Below are 18822 nucleotides of genomic sequence, written 5' to 3' on the forward strand. Positions count from 1 at the left end.
CCATGTCCAAAGAAGAGAACGGTGGCCTCCTGTCCAAGGTGGTGAAGTTTGTCCGCAATCCGACCACCAACTGGGCGGACCTCGATCAGCAGGAAACCGATCGCGAGAGCAGCTACTCCAAGCAGATGCTCAAGGAGATGATCGAGCGCAAGCGGCGCAACGACTTCGTGCGCAAGCGCGAGTTCGACATGCTGCGCAAGATGCGGCGCAGCGAGGTCATGGCCGGGCAGGACCCGGCGGCCCGGCCCTCGTTCTTCCAGAGCTCGATGCCGTCCAAGCCCGACGACCGGGCCATGACGCTCAAGAAGATCGACGAGATCGAGGCCCAGATGTCCATGCAGTGGTGGAAGACCAAGCATGGCGACTCGTCCGTGCGGACCACCAACTTCCCGGTCTCGTCCTCGCAGGTGGGCACCACCAGCGTTCCGCTGGAAGGCAACCCCAGCAAGACCTCCTACATCCAGACCGAGCCCTCGCCGTTGCAGGCGGTCAAGACCGCGCCCGAGGCCCGGCCGCAGTCCGCCGCGCCTGGGGCCGCTGGCACGCCTGCTGCCCCGGCGCGCGCGGCCCCGGTGGCTCCACCAGTCCAGGCGGCGCCACAACCCGCCGCGCCCGCGCCGGTCGCGCCGGTGCGGGTCACGGTCGCCGGCTCGACGGCGACCCCAGGGGCCATGGCGGGCCATTACGAGGGTGGCGCCACCACCGGGTTCTCGGCCTCCAAGCTGTTCGCGGTCGATGTCGAGGAGTTCGCCCACGATCCCGAACTCGAAGAGGCCTCGATCCGCTTCGCCAATGGCGACGATTCCGGGGCCGAGGCGGGTTTGCTGGAAGTGCTGGGCCCCAAGGGCTCACGCGTGAGCCACGACGAAACCTGGATGACCCTGTTCGACCTGTACCGGGCCACCGGCCAGCAGGACCGCTTTGAGAGCGCCGCGATCGATTTCGCCAGCCGCTTCAGCCGCTCGGCGCCCCAGTGGTTTTCGCTGCCCGAGACGGTGGGGCGCATGGGGACACCGGCCGCGCCCGCACCCGCGACCACGGCCAGCCAGCAGGTGGCTGACTGGACCAGCCCGAGCTCGATCGGGACCCAGTCGCTGGCAGCGCTGAACGCCGCGCTGGCCCGCTCGCCGGCGCCCTGGCGGCTCAACTGGAGCAAGCTCAGCAGCATCGAGGACGCCGCCATCGAACCGCTGACCAAGCTGTTCACGCAGTGGGGCGCGCAGCCGGTGCAGTTGCGCTTCATTGGCGCCGAGGCGCTCGAGAAGGTGTTGCAGTCCCTCACGCCGTCCGGCGACAAGGATGTGGACCCGGCCAACTGGCGCCTGCGCATGGAAGTGCTGCGCGTCATGCACCGGCCCGATGAGTTCGAGCTGGTGGCGCTGGACTATTGCGTGACCTATGAGGTCTCGCCCCCATCGTGGGACAGCGCCCGCTGCGAGTACAAGCCGCTGCAGTCCGACGGCAGCTATGTGGCCGGCCACACCATCATTGGCGAAGCCTTCAGGGACTCGATGCCGTCGGGCATGAGCGCGGGCTATGGCGACACCCACATCCCGTCGATGAATTCGCAGATGACCAATGTCTCCATGGTCGAGCTGGCAGGCCAGATTCTTGGCGATGCGACCGAAGCGCTCGATACGCTGGAAAACCGCCTGTTGGGCGCCGACGTCATGGTGATCTCGTGCGCGAGGCTGATCCGCATCGATTTCTCCGCCGCAGGTACGCTGCTGAACTGGGTCACGGCGCGCCAGGCCGAAGGCCGGCAGGTGCAGTTCAGCGACGTGCACCGGCTGGTGGCCGCCTTCTTCAACGTCATCGGCATCAGCGAGCATGCGCGGGTGACCCCCCGCACCGACTGAGCCTTTTTTCCGGGGATGGGCCGCGCAGGCTTGCTTTTCCTGCGCCCCAGCCCCAGTTGACCCGCATGGAACAATTTCACGGAACCACGATTGTCAGCGTGAGGCGCAAGACGCCCCAGGGCTGGCAGGTGGCGATTGGCGGCGATGGCCAGGTCACGCTGGGCAACATCGTCATCAAGGGCACGGCGCGCAAGGTGCGCAAGCTGTATCACGACAAGGTCATCGCCGGTTTTGCCGGTGCCACGGCCGATGCCTTCACGCTGTTCGAGCGGTTTGAAGCCAAGCTCGAGAAACACCAGGGCCACCTCGTGCGCTCGGCCATCGAACTGACCAAGGACTGGCGCACCGACCGCGTGCTGCGCCGCCTCGAGGCCATGCTGGCCGTGGCCGACAAGGAAGCCTCCCTCATCATCACGGGCAACGGCGATGTGCTGGAGCCCGAGCACGGCATCATCGCGATCGGCTCCGGCGGGGCCTACGCGCAGGCGGCCGCCAAGGCGCTGCTCGACAACACCGACCTGCCGGCGCGTGACATCGTGAAGAAGTCACTCGAGATCGCCGCCGAGCTGTGCATCTACACCAACATGCACCACACCATTGAAACGCTGGAGTGAGCGAGCCTGATGTCCAGCATGACCCCCCAGGAAATTGTTTCCGAACTCGACCGGCACATCGTCGGCCAGAAGGATGCCAAGCGCGCCGTCGCCATTGCCCTGCGCAACCGCTGGCGCCGCCAGCAGGTCGATGAAAAGCTGCGTGGCGAGATCACGCCCAAGAACATCCTGATGATCGGCCCCACCGGGGTGGGCAAGACCGAGATCGCGCGCCGCCTCGCCAGGCTGGCCGACGCCCCGTTCATCAAGGTGGAAGCCACCAAGTTCACCGAGGTGGGCTATGTGGGCAAGGATGTGGACGCCATCATCCGTGACCTGGTCGAAATTGCCGTCAAGCAGACCCGCGAGGCCGAGGTCCGCAAGTTCCGTACCCGCGCCGAAGACGCGGCCGAAGACCGCATCCTGGACATCCTGATCCCCCCGCCGCGGGTTGCGGACTCGGCCGGCACGCCGCCCGACGGGGCCGCCCGCCAGGCCTTCCGCAAGAAGCTGCGCGAGGGCCAGCTGGACGACAAGGACATCGAGATCGACCTGGCCGAATCGCGCGTGCCGCTGGAGATCATGGGGCCCGCGGGCATGGAGGAAATGACCGAGCAGCTGCGCGGCATGTTCGGCCAGCTGGGCCAGAACCGGCGCAAGACCCGCAAGCTCAAGGTGGCCGAGGCCATGAAGCTGCTGGTCGAGGAAGAGGCCGCCAAGCTGGTCAACGAGGACGAGATCCGCTCGGTGGCCATCACCAACGCGGAGCAGAACGGCATCGTCTTCATCGACGAAATCGACAAGGTGGCCTCGCGCAGCGATGTCAGCGGCGCCGACGTGTCACGCCAGGGCGTGCAGCGCGACCTGCTGCCGCTGGTGGAAGGCACGACCGTGTCCACCAAATACGGCCCCATCAAGACCGACCACATCCTGTTCATTGCGAGCGGCGCCTTCCATCTGGCCCGGCCCAGTGACCTGATCCCCGAGCTGCAGGGCCGGCTGCCCATCCGCGTCGAGCTGCAGTCCCTCTCGGTGCAGGACTTCGAGGCCATCCTCACCCAGACCCATGCCTCGCTGGTCAAGCAGTACCAGGCCTTGCTGGCCACCGAGAACGTCACCATCGCCTTCACGCCCGAGGGCATCACGCGGCTTGCGTCGATCGCCTTCGACGTCAACGAGCGCACCGAAAACATCGGCGCGCGCCGTCTGGCCACCGTGATGGAGCGCCTGCTGGACGATGTGAGCTACGAGGCCACCCAGCTCGGCGGGCAGACCGTGACCATCGACGCTGCCTACGTGGACGCGCGGCTGCAGGAACTCAGCCGCAACGAGGATTTGTCCCGCTACATCCTTTAGGGCCTGTTAACGCCGCTTGCGGCGGCGTTCTTCCTCCTGGGGCACCTGGCGGCGAGGTGACCCTCCGATTTCCTCACCCATCACTTTGAGTGTGCGCTCTAAGTGCTTCATTTAGAACGTTTTTCGAGCATCTCCTGCTTGCAAAAACGCTGCTAAGTCGTTGATTTCATTGCAAAAAAGTGTAGCCGGCCTCTTGCGGCCGGTTTTTTTCCTGCTACAGTGCAAAAAAGTGCAATTAAGTGGTGAAAAGTGCGTTTGGGCCTTTCGCCGGTCGTTTCCATTGTGAGGGTACAGCAAGGTGTTTCAAGGGGCTTCGTCTCTGAGTCTGGATGCGAAGGGTCGGCTTTCCGTGCCGACCCGGCATCGTGACGTCCTGAGCGCGACGGCCTCCGGCCAGCTCACCATCACCAAGCACCCGCATGGCTGCCTCATGATCTTCCCGCGCCCCGAGTGGGAGAAGTTCCGCGAGCGGGTGGCCGCGCTGCCCATGTCGGCCCAGTGGTGGAAGCGGGTCTTCCTGGGCAACGCCATGGATGTGGAGCTCGATGGCACCGGCCGCGTGCTGGTGTCGCCCGAGCTGCGCGAGGCAGCCGGCATATCACGCGAGACCATGCTGCTGGGCATGGGCAATCACTTCGAGCTCTGGGACAAGGCCACCTACGAGGCCAAGGAGGCCGAGGCGATGCAAGGCCAGATGCCCGATGTGTTCAAGGACTTCTCTTTCTGAAGGCCGGCGGTGGACCCCACATGGCAACACACCACCGTCTTGTTGAGCGAAGCAGTCGAATCTCTCCTCACCAAGCCGGATGCAACCTACATCGATGCCACCTTTGGCCGCGGCGGACATTCACGCCTGCTGTTGTCCAGGCTGGCCCCCGGGGGGCGCCTGATTGCCTTCGACAAGGACCCCGACGCCATCTCAGAAGCCTCGCGCATCTCCGATGCGCGTTTTTCCATCCGCCACGAGGGCTTTCGCCACCTGGGCGAGCTGCCCGCGCACAGTGCCGCCGGCGTGTTGATGGACCTGGGCGTGAGCTCGCCGCAGATCGACAACCCGTCACGCGGTTTCAGTTTCAGGTTCGACGGCCCGCTGGACATGCGCATGGACACCACGCGCGGCGAGAGCGTGGCGCAGTGGCTGGCATCGGCGGAAGTTCAACAGATTGCGGAGGTGATTCGTGACTATGGCGAAGAACGGTTTGCTGTTCAGATTGCAAAGGCGATTGTTGCTCGCCGACAGGAGCGGGGCGCAATTTCAACCACCGCCGAGCTGGCCCAGCTCGTGGCTGGCACGGTCAAAACCCGCGAGCAGGGCCAGGACCCTGCAACGCGCACATTTCAGGCTCTTCGGATTTTCATCAATGCCGAGCTTGAAGAGCTGCAACAGGCGCTAGAGGCCAGCCTGGATGTATTGCAACCCGGAGGCCGGCTCGTGGTGATCAGCTTTCACTCGCTGGAAGACCGCATCGTCAAGCAGTTCGTCGCGAAGCACTCGCGCGAGGTCTATGACCGGCGCGCGCCGTTTGCCGCGCCCCAGCCCATGAAGCTGCAGGCGCTGGACCGCATCAAGCCCAGCGCCGCCGAGATCGCCGCCAACCCGCGTTCGCGCAGCGCCATCATGCGCGTGGCGCAGCGCACGGAGGTGCAGGCATGAGCGCCGCCCGGCCGCCCGTAGGCGCGAAGGCCCCCTCGGGGGGCAGCGTCGTACACGCAGTGACAAGCGTGGGGGTCATCCTGTGACCCGGCTCAACCTGGTCCTGCTGCTGGCGGTGCTGGCGAGCGCGCTGTACCTGGTGCGCACGCAATACGAATCGCGCCGCCTGTTCACCGAGATCGACAAGGCCCAGAGCGAGGCCCACCGGCTGGAGATCGAGGCCGAGCGGCTCAAGGTCGAGCGGCGCGCGCAGTCCACGCCGGCGCGCGTGGAAAAGCTCGCCAAGGAAAAACTGGAGATGCGCACCACCAGCCCGGCCATCACGCAGTACGTGACCTACCAGGGCGCGCCGGTGCCCGTGCCGGGCGCCCCCGCCGCCGGAGGCCGCCCATGAGCCGCAGCGTGCTTTACGCTTCCAGCCCGCTGCTGGCCAGCAAGACGCCGGTCTGGCGCAGCAAATTCATCGTGGCCATGGTGGCGCTGGCGTTTGCGGGCCTGGTGGGCCGCGCGGCCTGGGTCCAGGTGTTTGGCAACGACTTCTTCCAGAAGCAGGGCGAGGTGCGGTTTGCCCGCACGCTGGAGCTGCCCGCCAACCGCGGCCGCATCCTGGACCGCAATGGCGTGCTGCTGGCCACCTCGGTGCCCGCGCCCAGCATCTGGGCCATTCCCGAGGACGTGAACGCCACGCCCGCGCAGCTGACCCAGCTCGCGCGCCTGCTCGAGATGAGCGCGGGCGAGCTCAGGAAGAAGCTGGCCGACGAGGACAAGACCTTCGTCTGGCTCAAGCGCCAGGTCGATGAGCCGGTCGCGCGCGAGATCGCGGCGCTCAAGCTCAAGGGCGTGTACCAGCGCAAGGAATACAAGCGCCAGTACCCCGAGGGCGAGGCCGTGGCCCACGTGGTGGGCTTCACCAACATCGAGGACAAGGGCCAGGAAGGCATCGAGCTGGCCTTCAACAAGGACCTGGCCGGCCGCCCCGGTTCACGCCGCGTGCTCAAGGACCGGCTGGGCCAGGTGGTCGAAGACATGGGCGACACCGTGGCCGCGGTGGACGGCAAGGACCTGCAGCTGTCCATTGACAGCAAGGTGCAGTTCTTCGCCTACCAGAAGCTGCGCGACTCGGTGCTGGCCAACAAGGCGCGCGCCGGCAGCGTGGTGGTGCTCGACACCGTGACCGGCGAGCTGTTGGCGCTGGCCAATTTCCCGAGCTACTCGCCCGACAAGCGCGAGACGCTGACCGGTTCGCGCCTGCGCAACATCGCGCTCACCGATGTGTTCGAGCCCGGCTCGACCATGAAACCCTTCACCATCGGGCTGGCGCTGGAAACCGGGCGCGTGACCCCGCACACCATGATCCAGACCGCGCCGGGCTACGTCACCCTCGGCGGCGCGCGCATTTCCGATTCGCACCCGCACGGGATGCTGTCGGTGCAGGAAGTGATCCAGAAGTCCAGCAACATCGGCACGCTCAAGATCGCGCTGCAGATGCAGCCGCGCGAGATGTGGGAGCTGTTCTCGCAGGCCGGCTTTGGCCAGAAGCCGCAACTGCGCTTCCCCGGCGCGGTGACCGGGCGGCTGCGGCCCTACAAGAACTGGCGCCCGGTGGAACAGGCCACCATGTCGTACGGCTACGGCCTGTCGGCCAGCCTGTTCCAGATGGCGCGCTCCTACACCGTGTTCGCGCACGACGGCCAGATCATTCCCGCCACGCTGCTCAAGAGCGCCGAGCCCGCCGCGGGCGTGCAGGTGCTGTCGCCCAAAACCGTGGCCCAGGTCCGCACCATGCTGCAGATGGCCGCCGGCCCCGGCGGCACCGGCCCCAAGGCGCAGACGGTGGGCTACTCGGTGGGCGGCAAGTCCGGCACCGCCTACAAGCAGGCGGGCAAGGGCTACGCCACCAACAAGTACCGCTCATGGTTCGTGGGCATGGCGCCGATCGACAAGCCCCGCATCATCGTGGCCGTGATGGTCGACGAGCCCAGCGCCGGCAAGTACTACGGCGGCGACGTGGCCGCCCCCGTCTTCAGCGAGGTGGTCCAGCAGACCCTGCGCATGATGGGCGTGCAGCCCGACATGGCCGTCAAGCCGCAGATCGTGGCCGAGTCGGTGGAGGAGTCATTCTGATGCTGGAACTGCGCACCCCCGACGACGCCGCACAGTGGCTGCACGGCCGCGTCACGGGCACGCTGCACACCGACAGCCGCAAGGTGGGCGCGGGCGACGGCTTCATCGCCTGGCCCGGCGCGGCCACCGATGGCCGGCTGCATGTGCCGTCGGCACTGGCGCAGGGCGCCACCGCGTGCCTGGTGGAGCAGGCCGGGGTAGAGGCCTTTGGCTTTGCCGGCGAGGCCACCGCAACCTACGGCCAGCTCAAGGCCGCGACCGGCCCCATCGCGGCCGCCTATTACGAGGCGCCTTCACAGCAGCTTGATGTGGTGGCCGTGACCGGCACCAACGGCAAAACCTCCACCGCCTGGTGGCTGGCCTGCGCGCTATCAAATCTGGAGCAGCCCAAGGCCGTCCCTTGTGGACTCGTGGGCACTTTGGGCATTGGCCAGCCGCCCGCGGTCGAATTCAACGGCCTCACCACGCCCGACCCGGTGCTGCTGCAGCGCCACCTGCGCCGTTTTGTGGACCAGGGGTTGAAGGCCTGCGCCATCGAGGCGTCGTCGGTCGGCATCGTGGAGCGGCGCCTTGATGGCACGCAGATCCGTGTGGCGGTGTTCACCAATTTCTCGCAGGACCACCTCGACTACCACGGCACCATGGACGCCTACTGGGCCGCCAAGCGCGAGCTGTTCCGCTGGCCGGGCCTGGGTGCTGCCGTGGTCAACCTTGACGACGCGCGCGGCGCCGCGCTGGCGGCCGAGCTGGCCGACCAGGCGCTGGACCTGTGGACGGTCTCCTGCGTGGAGCCGGCGCGGCTGCGGGCCAGCGAGATCGGCTACGACGACGCCCGCGGCCTGCGGTTCACCGTGGCCGAAGGCGACGAGCAGCACCCGCTGCAGACGCAGCTGGTGGGGCAGTTCAACGTGTCCAACCTGCTGGGCGTGATCGGCGCCATGCGGGCGCTGGGCGTGCCACTGGCCGAGGCCGTCAAGGCCTGTGGCAGCCTGCTGCCCGTGCCGGGCCGCATGGAGCGCATTGCGCTGGCGGGCCAGCCGCTGGTGGCGGTGGATTACGCCCACACGCCCGACGCGCTGGACAAGACCCTGCAGGCCCTGCGCCCGATGGCCGCGCAGCGCGGCGGCGCGCTCTGGTGCGTGTTCGGCTGCGGCGGTGAACGCGACGCCACCAAGCGCCCCCTGATGGCTGCCGTGGCCGAGAAAAATGCCGACCGCGTGGTCGTGACCAGCGACAACCCGCGCGGCGAAAAGCCCGAGGCCATCATCAGCCAGGTGCTGCTGGGCCTGAGCCACGACGAGTGCGTGGAGGTGCAGGTGGACCGTGCGCTGGCCATTGCCGGCGCGGTGCGCAAGGCCGCGCCCGCCGACGTGATCCTCATCGCCGGCAAGGGCCACGAGGATTACCAGGAAGTGGCGGGCGCGAAGCACCCGTTTTCCGACGTGGCCCATGCGCGCGCGGCGCTGCGCGCCCGGGGGGAGGCCGCATGATGCGCCTGCGTGACGCCATGGCCTGGCTGCCCGGGGGCCGCCTGGTGGGCGACCCCGAGACCCAGGTGCAGCGCGTGCACACCGACACCCGCACGCTGGCCGCGGGCGACCTGTTCGTGGCGCTCAAGGGCGAGCGGTTCGATGCCAACGCCTTCCTGGCCGACGCGCGGCAGCAGGGCGCCGTGGCCGCCATCGCGCACCGGGGCGCCTTGCCGCCGGGCCTGCCGGGCATCGAGGTGGACGACACCCGGCTCGCGCTTGGCGCGCTGGCCGCGGGCTGGCGCGCGCAGTTCAGCCTGCCGCTGGTCGCGGTCACGGGCAGCAACGGCAAGACCACGGTGACGCAGATGATCGCCGCCATCCTGAAAGCCTGGCGTGGCGACGGCGCGCTGGCCACCCAGGGCAACTTCAACAACGACATCGGCGTGCCGCTCACGCTGCTGCGGCTTCGCGCCAGCCACCAGGTCGCGGTGGTTGAACTGGGCATGAACCACCCGGGCGAGATTGCCTACCTCGGCCAGATCGCGCAGCCCACCGTGGCCCTGGTCAACAACGCGCAGCGCGAGCATCTGGAGTTCATGGCCACGGTCGAGGCCGTGGCGCGGGAAAACGGCACCGTGATCAGCGCGCTGGACGCGCGCGGCGTGGCGGTGTTCCCCGCCGACGAAGAATTCACCCCCGTCTGGGCCAGCCTCGCGGGCGCGCGCGCCTGCCTGCGCTTTGGCGCCGCCGCGGGGGCCGACATCAGTTTGGCCGGTACTGAGTGGACTGCAGGGCATTGGCAGGTGGGGGTGCAAACGCCCGCCGGAGTGCTGGCGTATGCCCTCCATATCGCCGGCCGCCACAACGTGCGCAACTCGCTGGCCGCGGTCGCCTGCGCGCTGGCCGCCGGTGCGCCGCTGGCCGCGATCCAGCAGGGGCTGGAAGGCTTTGCGCCGGTCAAGGGCCGGTCGCGCGCCTTCGCCGTGGCGCTGGGCGGGCGCCAGCTCACCGTGGTGGACGACACCTACAACGCCAACCCCGACTCGGTGCTGGCCGCCATTGACGTGCTGGCCGAACTGCCCGGCCCGCACCTGCTGGTGCTGGGCGACATGGGCGAGGTGGGCGACCAGGGGCCGCGCTTTCATGCCGAGGTGGGCGCGCATGCGCGGGCCATGGGCATCGCGCAGCTGTTCACGCTGGGCGAGCAGTCCCGCGCCATGGGCGGGCGCCACTTTGACAGCGTGGAGGCCCTCAACGCCGCCGTGCTGGCGGCGCTGCCGGGCGCCGGCAGCGTGCTGGTCAAGGGTTCGCGATTCATGAAGATGGAGCGGGTCATCGAGGCCATCGCGGCGCAATCACAACCCCAAGCTGCCGAGGAGACCCGTCATGCTGCTTAGTCTGGCCCAGTGGCTGCAGACCCTGTCGCCCGAGTTCGGGTTCTTCCGCGTGTTCCAGTACCTGACCCTGCGCGCCGTGATGGCCGCCATGACGGCGCTGCTGATCGGCCTGCTGGCGGGCCCGTTCGTGATCCGCCGGCTGGCCGAGCTCAAGATCGGCCAGCCAGTGCGCGGCTACGGCATGCAGACCCATCTGGCCAAGAGCGGCACGCCCACCATGGGCGGCGTGCTGATCCTGATGTCCATCGCCATCTCCACGTTGCTGTGGTTTGACCTGTCCAACCGCTTTGTCTGGATCGTGCTGCTGGTCACGCTGGGGTTCGGCGCCATCGGCTGGGTCGATGACTGGCGCAAGGTGGTGCACAAGGACCCCGAGGGCATGCGCTCGCGCGAGAAGTATTTCTGGCAATCGGTGATCGGCCTGGTGGCCGCGCTGTACCTGGTGTTCAGCATTTCCGAAAGCTCCAACCTGCGCGTGGTCGAGCTGTTCTTCAAGTGGGTGCAGTCGGGCTTTGACCTGAGCCTGCCGCCCAAGGCCGGCCTGATGCTGCCGTTCTTCAAGGAAGTCAGCTATCCGCTGGGCGTGCTGGGCTTCGTGGTCCTGACCTACCTGGTGATTGTGGGCTCCAGCAATGCGGTGAACCTGACCGACGGCCTCGATGGCCTGGCCATCATGCCGGTGGTGATGGTGGGCTCGGCGCTGGGCGTGTTTGCCTATGTCACGGGCAGCGCGGTGTACTCCAGGTACCTGCTGTTCCCCTACATCCCCGGCTCGGGCGAGCTGCTGATCTTCTGCGCCGCCATGGCGGGTGCGGGCCTGGCCTTCCTCTGGTTCAACACCCACCCGGCCCAGGTGTTCATGGGCGATGTGGGCGCGCTCGCGCTGGGCGGCGCGCTGGGCACCATCGCGGTCATCGTGCGCCAGGAAATCGTGCTGTCCATCATGGGCGGCATCTTCGTGGTCGAGGCCCTGTCGGTCATGGCGCAGGTCATGTACTTCAAGTACACCAAGCGCCGCTATGGCGAGGGCCGGCGCATCCTCAAGATGGCGCCGTTGCACCATCACTTTGAAAAGAGCGGCTGGAAGGAAACGCAGGTGGTCGTGCGCTTCTGGATCATCACCATGCTGTTGTGCCTGGTGGGCCTGTCCACCCTGAAATTGCGCTGAGCCATGCAACTGCTTCAAGACCAACACGCACTGATCCTGGGCCTGGGCGCCTCGGGTCTGGCCATGGCGCGCTGGTGCGCGCGCCACGGCGCGCGCGTCACGGTGGCCGACACCCGCGAGGCGCCGCCCCAGCTCGGCGCGCTGCGGGAGCAGGTGCCACAGGCGCAGTTTGTCAGCGGGCCACTGGACGGCGCGCTGGTGGAGGGCGCCGGCGTGGCGCTGGTGCTGCGCAGCCCGGGCCTGTCGCCCGCCCAGATTGCTCCTGTTTTGATAGCTGCTGAAGGCCGTGGAATAAGGACTACCGGCGAATTGGGCCTGTTTTCACAGGCGTTGGCCGGCCTCAAGGCCGACACCGGCTATGCGCCCCAAGTGCTGGCCGTGACGGGCACCAACGGCAAGACCACGGTGACCGCGCTGGCCGGGCAACTGGTGGCCCGCGCGGGCAAGAGCGTGGCCGTGGCCGGCAACATCGGCCCGACGCTGCTGGACACGCTCACCGGGCTGATCGACGGCGCGGCCCTGCCCGAGGTCTGGGTCATCGAGCTGTCGAGCTTCCAGCTCGAAGGCGCTGGCCAGTTCGAGCCCACGGCCGCGACCGTGCTCAACCTCACGCAGGACCACCTGGACTGGCATGGCAGCATGCAGGCCTATGCCGCGGCCAAGGCGCGGGTGTTCGGCCAGCTGGGCCTGATGGTGCTGAACCGCGAAGATCCGCTGGTGATGGCCATGCTGCCCGAGCCCGTGCGGCTCAAGGGCGGCAAGACCGAACAACGCGCGCACATCACCTTTGGCGCCGACCTGCCGCAGCGTCCGGGCGATTACGGCATCGAGGTGGTCAATGGCATGGCCTGGCTGGTGCGCGCGCTCGAAGCCGACGAGACCCTGAAGAAGCGCCGCGACGAGGCCCCCGAAATTCATTTGCAGCGCCTCATGCCGGCCGACGCCCTGCGCATCCGCGGGCGGCACAACGCCGTCAACGCGCTGGCCGCGCTGGCGCTGGCCACGGCCGCGGGCTGCCAGCTCGGCCCGATGCTGTACGGCCTGCGCGAGTACCGGGGTGAGCCGCACCGCGTGGAGCCCGTGGGCATCATCAACCAGATCGAGTATTTCGACGACAGCAAGGGCACCAATGTGGGCGCCACGGTGGCCGCGCTCAACGGGCTGGGCGCCGAGCGCAAGGTGGTGGTGATCCTGGGCGGCGACGGCAAGGGCCAGGACTTCTCGCCGCTGGCCGCACCGGTGGCTCGCCATGCGCGCGCGGCGGTGCTGATTGGCCGCGACGGCCCGCTGATCCGCGCCGTGCTCGAAGACGCCAACGTCACCCTGATCGATGCGGCCACGCTGCCCGAGGCCGTGGCCCTGGCCACGCAACGCGCCCATGCGGGCGACGCCGTGCTCATGTCCCCGGCCTGCGCGAGCTTTGACATGTTTGACAATTACCCGCACCGGGCCCGGGTGTTCCGCGAGGCCGTGAACGACCTCGCGCAGCAGGCTGGCGTGGACCTGGAGGGCACGGCATGAGCGCCGCCGCACAGGCCCGCATCAAACCGGGGCGCGCCGCGGCCGGTACCGGTAATGGTGGTGGCGTGCGTGCATCGCTGCGCGCGCTGGGCCAGCGCGTGCGGGGGCTGTGGGGCGACGCATCGGCCACCAGCACGGTGCGCGTGCAGCCGTTTGACCAGACCCTGATGTGGGTCACGGTGGCGCTGCTGGTGTTCGGGCTGGTGATGGTCTATTCGGCCACCGTGGCCCTGCCGGACAACCCCAAGTTCGCGCGCTACGGGCATGCGCACTTTCTGGTGCGCCATGTGATTTTCATGGGCATCGCCTTTGTCGCGGCCCTGCTGGCCTTCCAGGTGCCGCTGGCCACCTGGGAGAAATACGCGCCCTGGCTGTTCGTGGTGTCGCTGGTGCTGCTGATCGTGGTGCTGGTGCCGCACGTGGGCAAGGGGGTCAACGGCGCGCACCGCTGGATCGGGCTGGGCTTCATGAGCTTCCAGCCATCCGAGCTGGCCAAGTTCGCGGTGCTGATCTACGCGGCCGACTACATGGTGCGCAAGATGGAGGTCAAGGAGCGCTTCTTCCGCGCCGTGCTGCCCATGGCGGTGGCGGTGGCCGTGGTCGGCTCGCTGCTGCTGGCCGAGCCCGACATGGGCGCCTTCATGGTGATCGCCGTGATCGCCATGGGCATCCTGTTCCTGGGCGGCGTGAACGCGCGCATGTTCTTCCTCATTGCCTCGGTGATGACCGTGGCCTTCATGCTCATGATTGCGCTGTCTGACTGGCGGCGCGAGCGCATCTTTGCCTACCTGGACCCGTGGAGCGAGAAGCATGCGCTGGGCAAGGGCTACCAGCTGTCGCACTCGCTGATCGCGATCGGCCGGGGCGAGATATTCGGCGTGGGCCTGGGCGGCAGCGTGGAAAAGCTGCACTGGCTGCCCGAGGCCCACACCGACTTCCTGCTCGCCGTCATTGGCGAGGAGTTCGGCCTGGTGGGCGTGGTCATCGTGATCGGCCTGTTCTTCTGGATGACCCGGCGCATCATGCACATCGGCCGCCAGGCCATTGCCCTGGACCGCGTGTTCGCGGGGCTGGTGGCGCAGGGCGTGGGCATCTGGGTCGGTTTCCAGTCGTTCATCAACATGGGCGTGAACCTCGGGGCCCTGCCCACCAAGGGCCTGACGCTGCCGCTCATGAGCTACGGCGGCTCGGCCATCCTGATGAACCTGGTGGCCATTGCCGTGGTGCTGCGCATTGATTTCGAGAACAAGGTGCTGATGCGCGGAGGCCGGCCATGAACGGCGTGATGAACAAGTGCGCGCTCGTGATGGCCGGTGGCACCGGCGGCCACATCTTCCCCGGCCTGGCCGTGGCCGAGGCGCTGCGCCAGCGCGGCTGGCGCGTGCACTGGCTCGGCGGGCCCGCCAGCATGGAAAGCCAGCTCGTGCCGCCGCGCGGCTTTGCCTTTGAAACCATCGCGTTCTCGGGTGTGCGTGGCAAGGGCCCGCTCACGCTGGCGCTGCTGCCGCTGCGCCTGCTCAAGGCCTTCTGGCAGAGCATCCAGGTGGTGCGGCGCGTGCGGCCCCAGGTGGTGGTGGGGCTGGGCGGCTACATCAGCTTCCCGGCCGGGCTCATGAGCGTGCTGCTGGGCAAGCCGCTGGTGCTGCATGAGCAGAACTCGGTGGCCGGCATGGCCAACCGCGTGCTGGCCAGCGTGGCCGACCGCGTCTTCACCGCCTTCCCGCGGGTGCTCCGCAAGGCCGAATGGGTGGGCAACCCGCTGCGCGAGGGCTTTCTGAACCAGCCCGAGCCGGCGGCGCGTTTCAGCGGGCGCACCGGTCCGCTGCGCCTGCTGGTGGTGGGCGGCAGCCTGGGCGCGCGGGCGCTCAACGAGGTGGTGCCGAGCGCGCTGGCGCTGATCCCGGCCGCGCAGCGCCCCCAGGTCACGCACCAGAGCGGCGCGCGCCAGATTGACGCGCTGCGCGCCAACTACCTGGCCGCGGGCGTGGAAGCCGAGCTCACGCCCTTCATCGACGACACCGCGCGCGCCTTTGCCGAGGCCGACCTGGTGATCTGCCGGGCCGGCGCCAGCACGGTGACCGAGATCGCGGCCGTGGGCGCGGCCGCGCTGTTTGTGCCGTTCCCGTCCGCCGTGGACGACCACCAGACCACCAACGCCCGCTTCCTCACCGATGCCGGTGGTGGCTGGCTGGTGCCCCAGAGCGAACTCACGCCGGCCTGGCTGGCCGATTTGCTACAAAAAACAGAGCGCCCCGTGCTCATGCAGTGTGCACTGGAGGCCAAAAAGATGCAGAAGACAGGCGCCACCGAGGCCGTGGTGGCCGCCTGCGAGGAATTGGCACCATGAAACACGAGAACATGGCCCGCCCCCGAAGCACCTGCGGTGCTTCCCCCTCAAGGGGGCACCACCAGCGGCCCGGCAAAGCCGGTTCCGCGGTGGTCACCCGGATGACGCGGGAGACATCGTGAAACACGCGATCAAGCACATTCATTTTGTGGGCGTGGGCGGCTCGGGCATGAGCGGCATTGCCGAGGTGTTGCTGAACCTGGGCTACACCATCAGCGGCTCGGACCTGTCCGACAGCGCCACGTTGCGCCGGCTGGCGGGCCTGGGCATCAAGACCCATGTGGGCCATGCGGCGGCCAACGTGGCCGGTGCTGATGCCGTGGTCACGTCCACCGCCGTGCAGGCCAGCAACCCCGAAGTGGTGGCCGCGCGCGAAAAGCGCATTCCCGTGGTGCCGCGGGCGCTGATGCTGGCCGAACTCATGCGGCTCAAGCAGGGCGTGGCCATTGCGGGCACCCATGGCAAGACCACCACCACCAGCCTGGTGGCCAGCGTGCTGGCCGAGGGCGGGCTCGATCCGACCTTTGTGATCGGTGGGCGCCTGAACAGCGCCGGCGCCAACGCCAAGCTGGGCAGCGGCGACTACATCGTGGTCGAGGCCGACGAGTCGGACGCCTCCTTCCTCAACCTGCTGCCGGTGATGGCCGTGGTGACCAACATCGACGCCGACCACATGGAGACCTACGGCCACGACTTCAACCGGCTCAAGGGCGCGTTTGTTGATTTCCTGCACCGCATGCCGTTCTATGGCACGGCCATCCTGTGCACCGACGACGCGGCCATCCGCGAGATCCTGCCCAAGGTGTCGTGCCCCGTCACGAGCTATGGCTTTGGCGAGGACGCCCAGGTGCGCGCCGTCAACGTGCGTGCGGTCGGGGCCCAGATGCATTTCACGGCCCAGCGGCGCAATGGCGTGACCCTGCCCGACCTGGACATCGTGCTCAACCTCGCGGGCGAACACAACGTGCGCAATGCGCTGTCGGCCATCGCGGTGGCGGTGGAGCTCAACGTGCCCGACGCGGCCGTGCAGAAGGCGCTGGCGGAGTTCAAGGGCGTGGGCCGGCGCTTCCAGAGCTACGGCGACCTGCCCGTGCAGGCCGCCAACGGCGGCGGGCGCTTCACGGTGATTGACGACTATGGCCACCACCCGGTCGAGATGCAGGCCACGCTGGCGGCGGCGCGTGGCGCCTTTCCGGGGCGCCGGCTGGTGCTGGCCTTCCAGCCGCACCGCTACACCCGCACGCGCGACTGCTTTGAGGACTTCATCAAGGTCATCGGCGCGGGCGCCGATGCCGTGCTGCTCGCCGAGGTCTATGCCGCGGGCGAGGAGCCCATCGTGGCCGCCGACGGCCGCTCGCTGACACGGGCCCTGCGCGTGGCCGGCAAGGTCGAGCCGGTGTTCGTGGACGACATCGCCGCCATGCCGCAGGCCGTGTTTGACAACGCGCGCGATGGCGACGTGGTCATGTGCATGGGCGCGGGCTCGATTGGCGCGGTGCCGGGCAAGCTGGTCGAGATGGGGGGCGTGCAATGAGCAGCCACAAGGCCGTTCAAGCCCAGCCAGAACGGATGGATTTCGGCAAAGTGGCCGTGCTCATGGGCGGCAGGTCCGCCGAGCGCGAGGTCTCGCTCATGTCGGGCAGCGGCGTGCTCAAGGCGCTGCAGTCGCGCGGCGTGGACGCGCATGCCTTCGACCCCGCCGAGCGCGACCTGGCCGAGCTCAAGAAGAAGGGCTTCAAGCGCTGCTTCATCGCGCTGCACGGCCGCTACGGTGAAGACGGCACCGTGCAGGGCGCGCTGGAACTGCTGGGCATTCCCTACACCGGCTCGGGCGTGATGGCCTCCAGCATCGCCATCGACAAGATCATGACCAAGCGCGTCTGGCTGGCCGAGGGCCTGCCCACGCCGCGCTACCGCCTGCTGCAGCGCGGCGCGCTGGCGCGCGAGCAGGTCATTGGCATCCCCGACGAGCTGGGCCTGCCCGTGATCGTCAAGCCCGCGCGCGAGGGCTCGTCCATCGGCGTGGTCAAGGTCGAAGGCTACTCAGGCATGCAGGCGGCCGTGGAGCAGGCCGCCGCGATGGACGCCGACGTGCTGTGCGAGCAGTTCGTGAGCGGTGACGAGGTGACCTGCCCGGTGCTGGGCACGGGCGACAGCGCCCGCGCGCTGCCCGTGATCCGCATCGTCGCGCCCGAGGGCAATTACGACTACCAGAACAAATACTTCACCGACGACACCAAGTACCTCGTGCCCTGCGGCCTGCCCGAGGGCGAGGAGGCGGCCATCCAGGACCTGGTGCTCAAGGCCTACCGCGTGCTGGGCTGCCGCGGCTGGGGCCGGGTTGATGTGATGATCGACGCCGCCACGCGCGCGCCGTCGCTGCTGGAGATCAACACCTCGCCCGGCATGACCGGCCATTCGCTGGTGCCCATGTCGGCCCGCGCCGCCGGCATCAGCTATGAGGAACTGTGCGTCCGGCTGCTGGCCTCGGCCACGCTGGACCACCTGCCCGCGGAGGTGGCCAGGCCATGACCGACACGCTGCCCGCACCCTTTGACGTCAAGCTCATGAACCTCGCCGCGTCGGCGCTGTTCATGGTCTGCGGCGGCCTGGTGCTGGCGGCGGGCGTGTGGTGGGCCCTGCGCAACCCGGTGTTCGCGCTGGGCGGCATTTCGGTCACGGGCGACGTGACCCACAACAACGCGGTCACGCTGCGCGCCAACGTGACGCCGCGCCTGCGCGGCAACTTCTTCACGGTGGACCTGGCGCAGACCCGTTCGGTCTTCGAGTCCGTGCCCTGGGTGCGCCGCGCCGTGGTGCGCCGGGTGTTCCCCAACCGCCTGATGGTGGTGCTGCAGGAGCACCAGGCCGTGGCCTATTGGGGCGAGGACGGCGAGTCGCGGCTGGTCAACAGTTATGGCGAGGTGTTTGACGCCAACACCGGTGATGTGGAGCAGGACGAGTTGCCCAGGCTGTCGGGCCCCGAGGGCCAGTCCCCGGCCGTGCTGGCGATGTACCAGGCCCTCAAGCCGCTGCTCGCCACCCAGGACCTGGGGCTTGAGGAGCTGGCCCTGTCGGGCCGGGGCGGCTGGCAGGCGGTGCTGGACACCGGCGCCACCATGGAGCTGGGCCGTGGCACGCCGCAGGACGTGCTGCCGCGCGTGGAGCGATTCGTGCGCACGCTGACCCAGGTGACATCGAAATACGGGCGCCGCGCCGATGCGGTGGAGTCGGCCGATTTGCGCCACGTGGATGGCTACGCGCTGCGGTTGAGGGGCGTGACCACGCTGGTCACGAATGCCCAGGGCAAACAGGAACAGAAATAACAGGT

16 protein-coding genes are annotated in these 18822 nt (G+C 68.2%); all 16 read left to right on the forward strand.

Going from position 1 to position 18822, the window contains the following annotated elements; all coding sequences use genetic code 11:
• Positions 1–2: 2 nt before the first annotated feature.
• The 16 genes from KF796_07170 (at position 3) to KF796_07245 (ending at position 18817) form a co-directional block, all read left to right on the forward strand.
• Positions 3–1859 (forward strand): STAS domain-containing protein, encoded by a 1857-nt coding sequence (locus KF796_07170; GenBank protein MBX3586408.1) that lies wholly within the window; start codon positions 3–5, stop codon positions 1857–1859.
• A 65-nt stretch (positions 1860–1924) separates the two neighbouring features.
• Complete coding sequence (hslV, locus tag KF796_07175) at positions 1925–2473, forward strand: ATP-dependent protease subunit HslV (GenBank protein MBX3586409.1); 549 nt, start codon at positions 1925–1927, stop codon at positions 2471–2473.
• Positions 2474–2482: 9 nt separating this feature from the next.
• Positions 2483–3808: an ATP-dependent protease ATPase subunit HslU gene (gene hslU / locus KF796_07180; protein MBX3586410.1), complete on the forward strand. Its 1326-nt coding sequence runs from the start codon at positions 2483–2485 to the stop codon at positions 3806–3808.
• Between the two features lie 298 nt (positions 3809–4106).
• Entirely contained in the window at positions 4107–4535 is a 429-nt protein-coding gene (mraZ, locus tag KF796_07185; protein MBX3586411.1) for a division/cell wall cluster transcriptional repressor MraZ, read from the forward strand.
• A 9-nt stretch (positions 4536–4544) separates the two neighbouring features.
• On the forward strand, positions 4545–5462 hold the full coding sequence (gene rsmH, locus KF796_07190) for a 16S rRNA (cytosine(1402)-N(4))-methyltransferase RsmH (protein ID MBX3586412.1): 918 nt from the start codon (positions 4545–4547) through the stop codon (positions 5460–5462).
• Between the two features lie 82 nt (positions 5463–5544).
• Positions 5545–5856, forward strand: a complete 312-nt coding sequence (gene ftsL / locus KF796_07195) for a cell division protein FtsL (protein MBX3586413.1) — start codon at positions 5545–5547, stop codon at positions 5854–5856.
• Positions 5853–7586 (forward strand): penicillin-binding protein 2, encoded by a 1734-nt coding sequence (locus KF796_07200; protein MBX3586414.1) that lies wholly within the window; start codon positions 5853–5855, stop codon positions 7584–7586. Before ftsL ends, KF796_07200 begins: the two co-directional genes overlap by 4 nt.
• Positions 7586–9076, forward strand: coding sequence for a UDP-N-acetylmuramoyl-L-alanyl-D-glutamate--2,6-diaminopimelate ligase (locus KF796_07205; GenBank protein ID MBX3586415.1), 1491 nt, complete (start codon positions 7586–7588; stop codon positions 9074–9076). Before KF796_07200 ends, KF796_07205 begins: the two co-directional genes overlap by 1 nt.
• Positions 9073–10455, forward strand: coding sequence for a UDP-N-acetylmuramoyl-tripeptide--D-alanyl-D-alanine ligase (gene murF / locus KF796_07210; protein ID MBX3586416.1), 1383 nt, complete (start codon positions 9073–9075; stop codon positions 10453–10455). Before KF796_07205 ends, murF begins: the two co-directional genes overlap by 4 nt.
• Positions 10445–11623: a phospho-N-acetylmuramoyl-pentapeptide-transferase gene (gene mraY / locus KF796_07215; protein ID MBX3586417.1), complete on the forward strand. Its 1179-nt coding sequence runs from the start codon at positions 10445–10447 to the stop codon at positions 11621–11623. Before murF ends, mraY begins: the two co-directional genes overlap by 11 nt.
• 3 nt (positions 11624–11626) lie before the next feature.
• On the forward strand, positions 11627–13144 hold the full coding sequence (locus KF796_07220) for a UDP-N-acetylmuramoyl-L-alanine--D-glutamate ligase (protein ID MBX3586418.1): 1518 nt from the start codon (positions 11627–11629) through the stop codon (positions 13142–13144).
• Positions 13141–14421 carry a putative lipid II flippase FtsW gene (gene ftsW / locus KF796_07225; protein ID MBX3586419.1) on the forward strand — a complete coding sequence of 427 codons (1281 nt, stop codon included), beginning with the start codon at positions 13141–13143 and terminating at the stop codon, positions 14419–14421. Before KF796_07220 ends, ftsW begins: the two co-directional genes overlap by 4 nt.
• 5 nt (positions 14422–14426) lie before the next feature.
• Positions 14427–15491 (forward strand): undecaprenyldiphospho-muramoylpentapeptide beta-N-acetylglucosaminyltransferase, encoded by a 1065-nt coding sequence (murG, locus tag KF796_07230; GenBank protein MBX3586420.1) that lies wholly within the window; start codon positions 14427–14429, stop codon positions 15489–15491.
• A 118-nt stretch (positions 15492–15609) separates the two neighbouring features.
• Positions 15610–17025 (forward strand): UDP-N-acetylmuramate--L-alanine ligase, encoded by a 1416-nt coding sequence (locus KF796_07235; protein ID MBX3586421.1) that lies wholly within the window; start codon positions 15610–15612, stop codon positions 17023–17025.
• A gap of 35 nt (positions 17026–17060) precedes the next feature.
• Positions 17061–18023: a D-alanine--D-alanine ligase gene (locus KF796_07240; GenBank protein ID MBX3586422.1), complete on the forward strand. Its 963-nt coding sequence runs from the start codon at positions 17061–17063 to the stop codon at positions 18021–18023.
• Entirely contained in the window at positions 18020–18817 is a 798-nt protein-coding gene (locus tag KF796_07245; GenBank protein ID MBX3586423.1) for a cell division protein FtsQ/DivIB, read from the forward strand. Before KF796_07240 ends, KF796_07245 begins: the two co-directional genes overlap by 4 nt.
• Positions 18818–18822 lie beyond the last annotated feature (5 nt).

The organism is Ramlibacter sp. (genome assembly GCA_019635435.1).
GTDB lineage: Bacteria > Pseudomonadota > Gammaproteobacteria > Burkholderiales > Burkholderiaceae_C > JAHBZM01.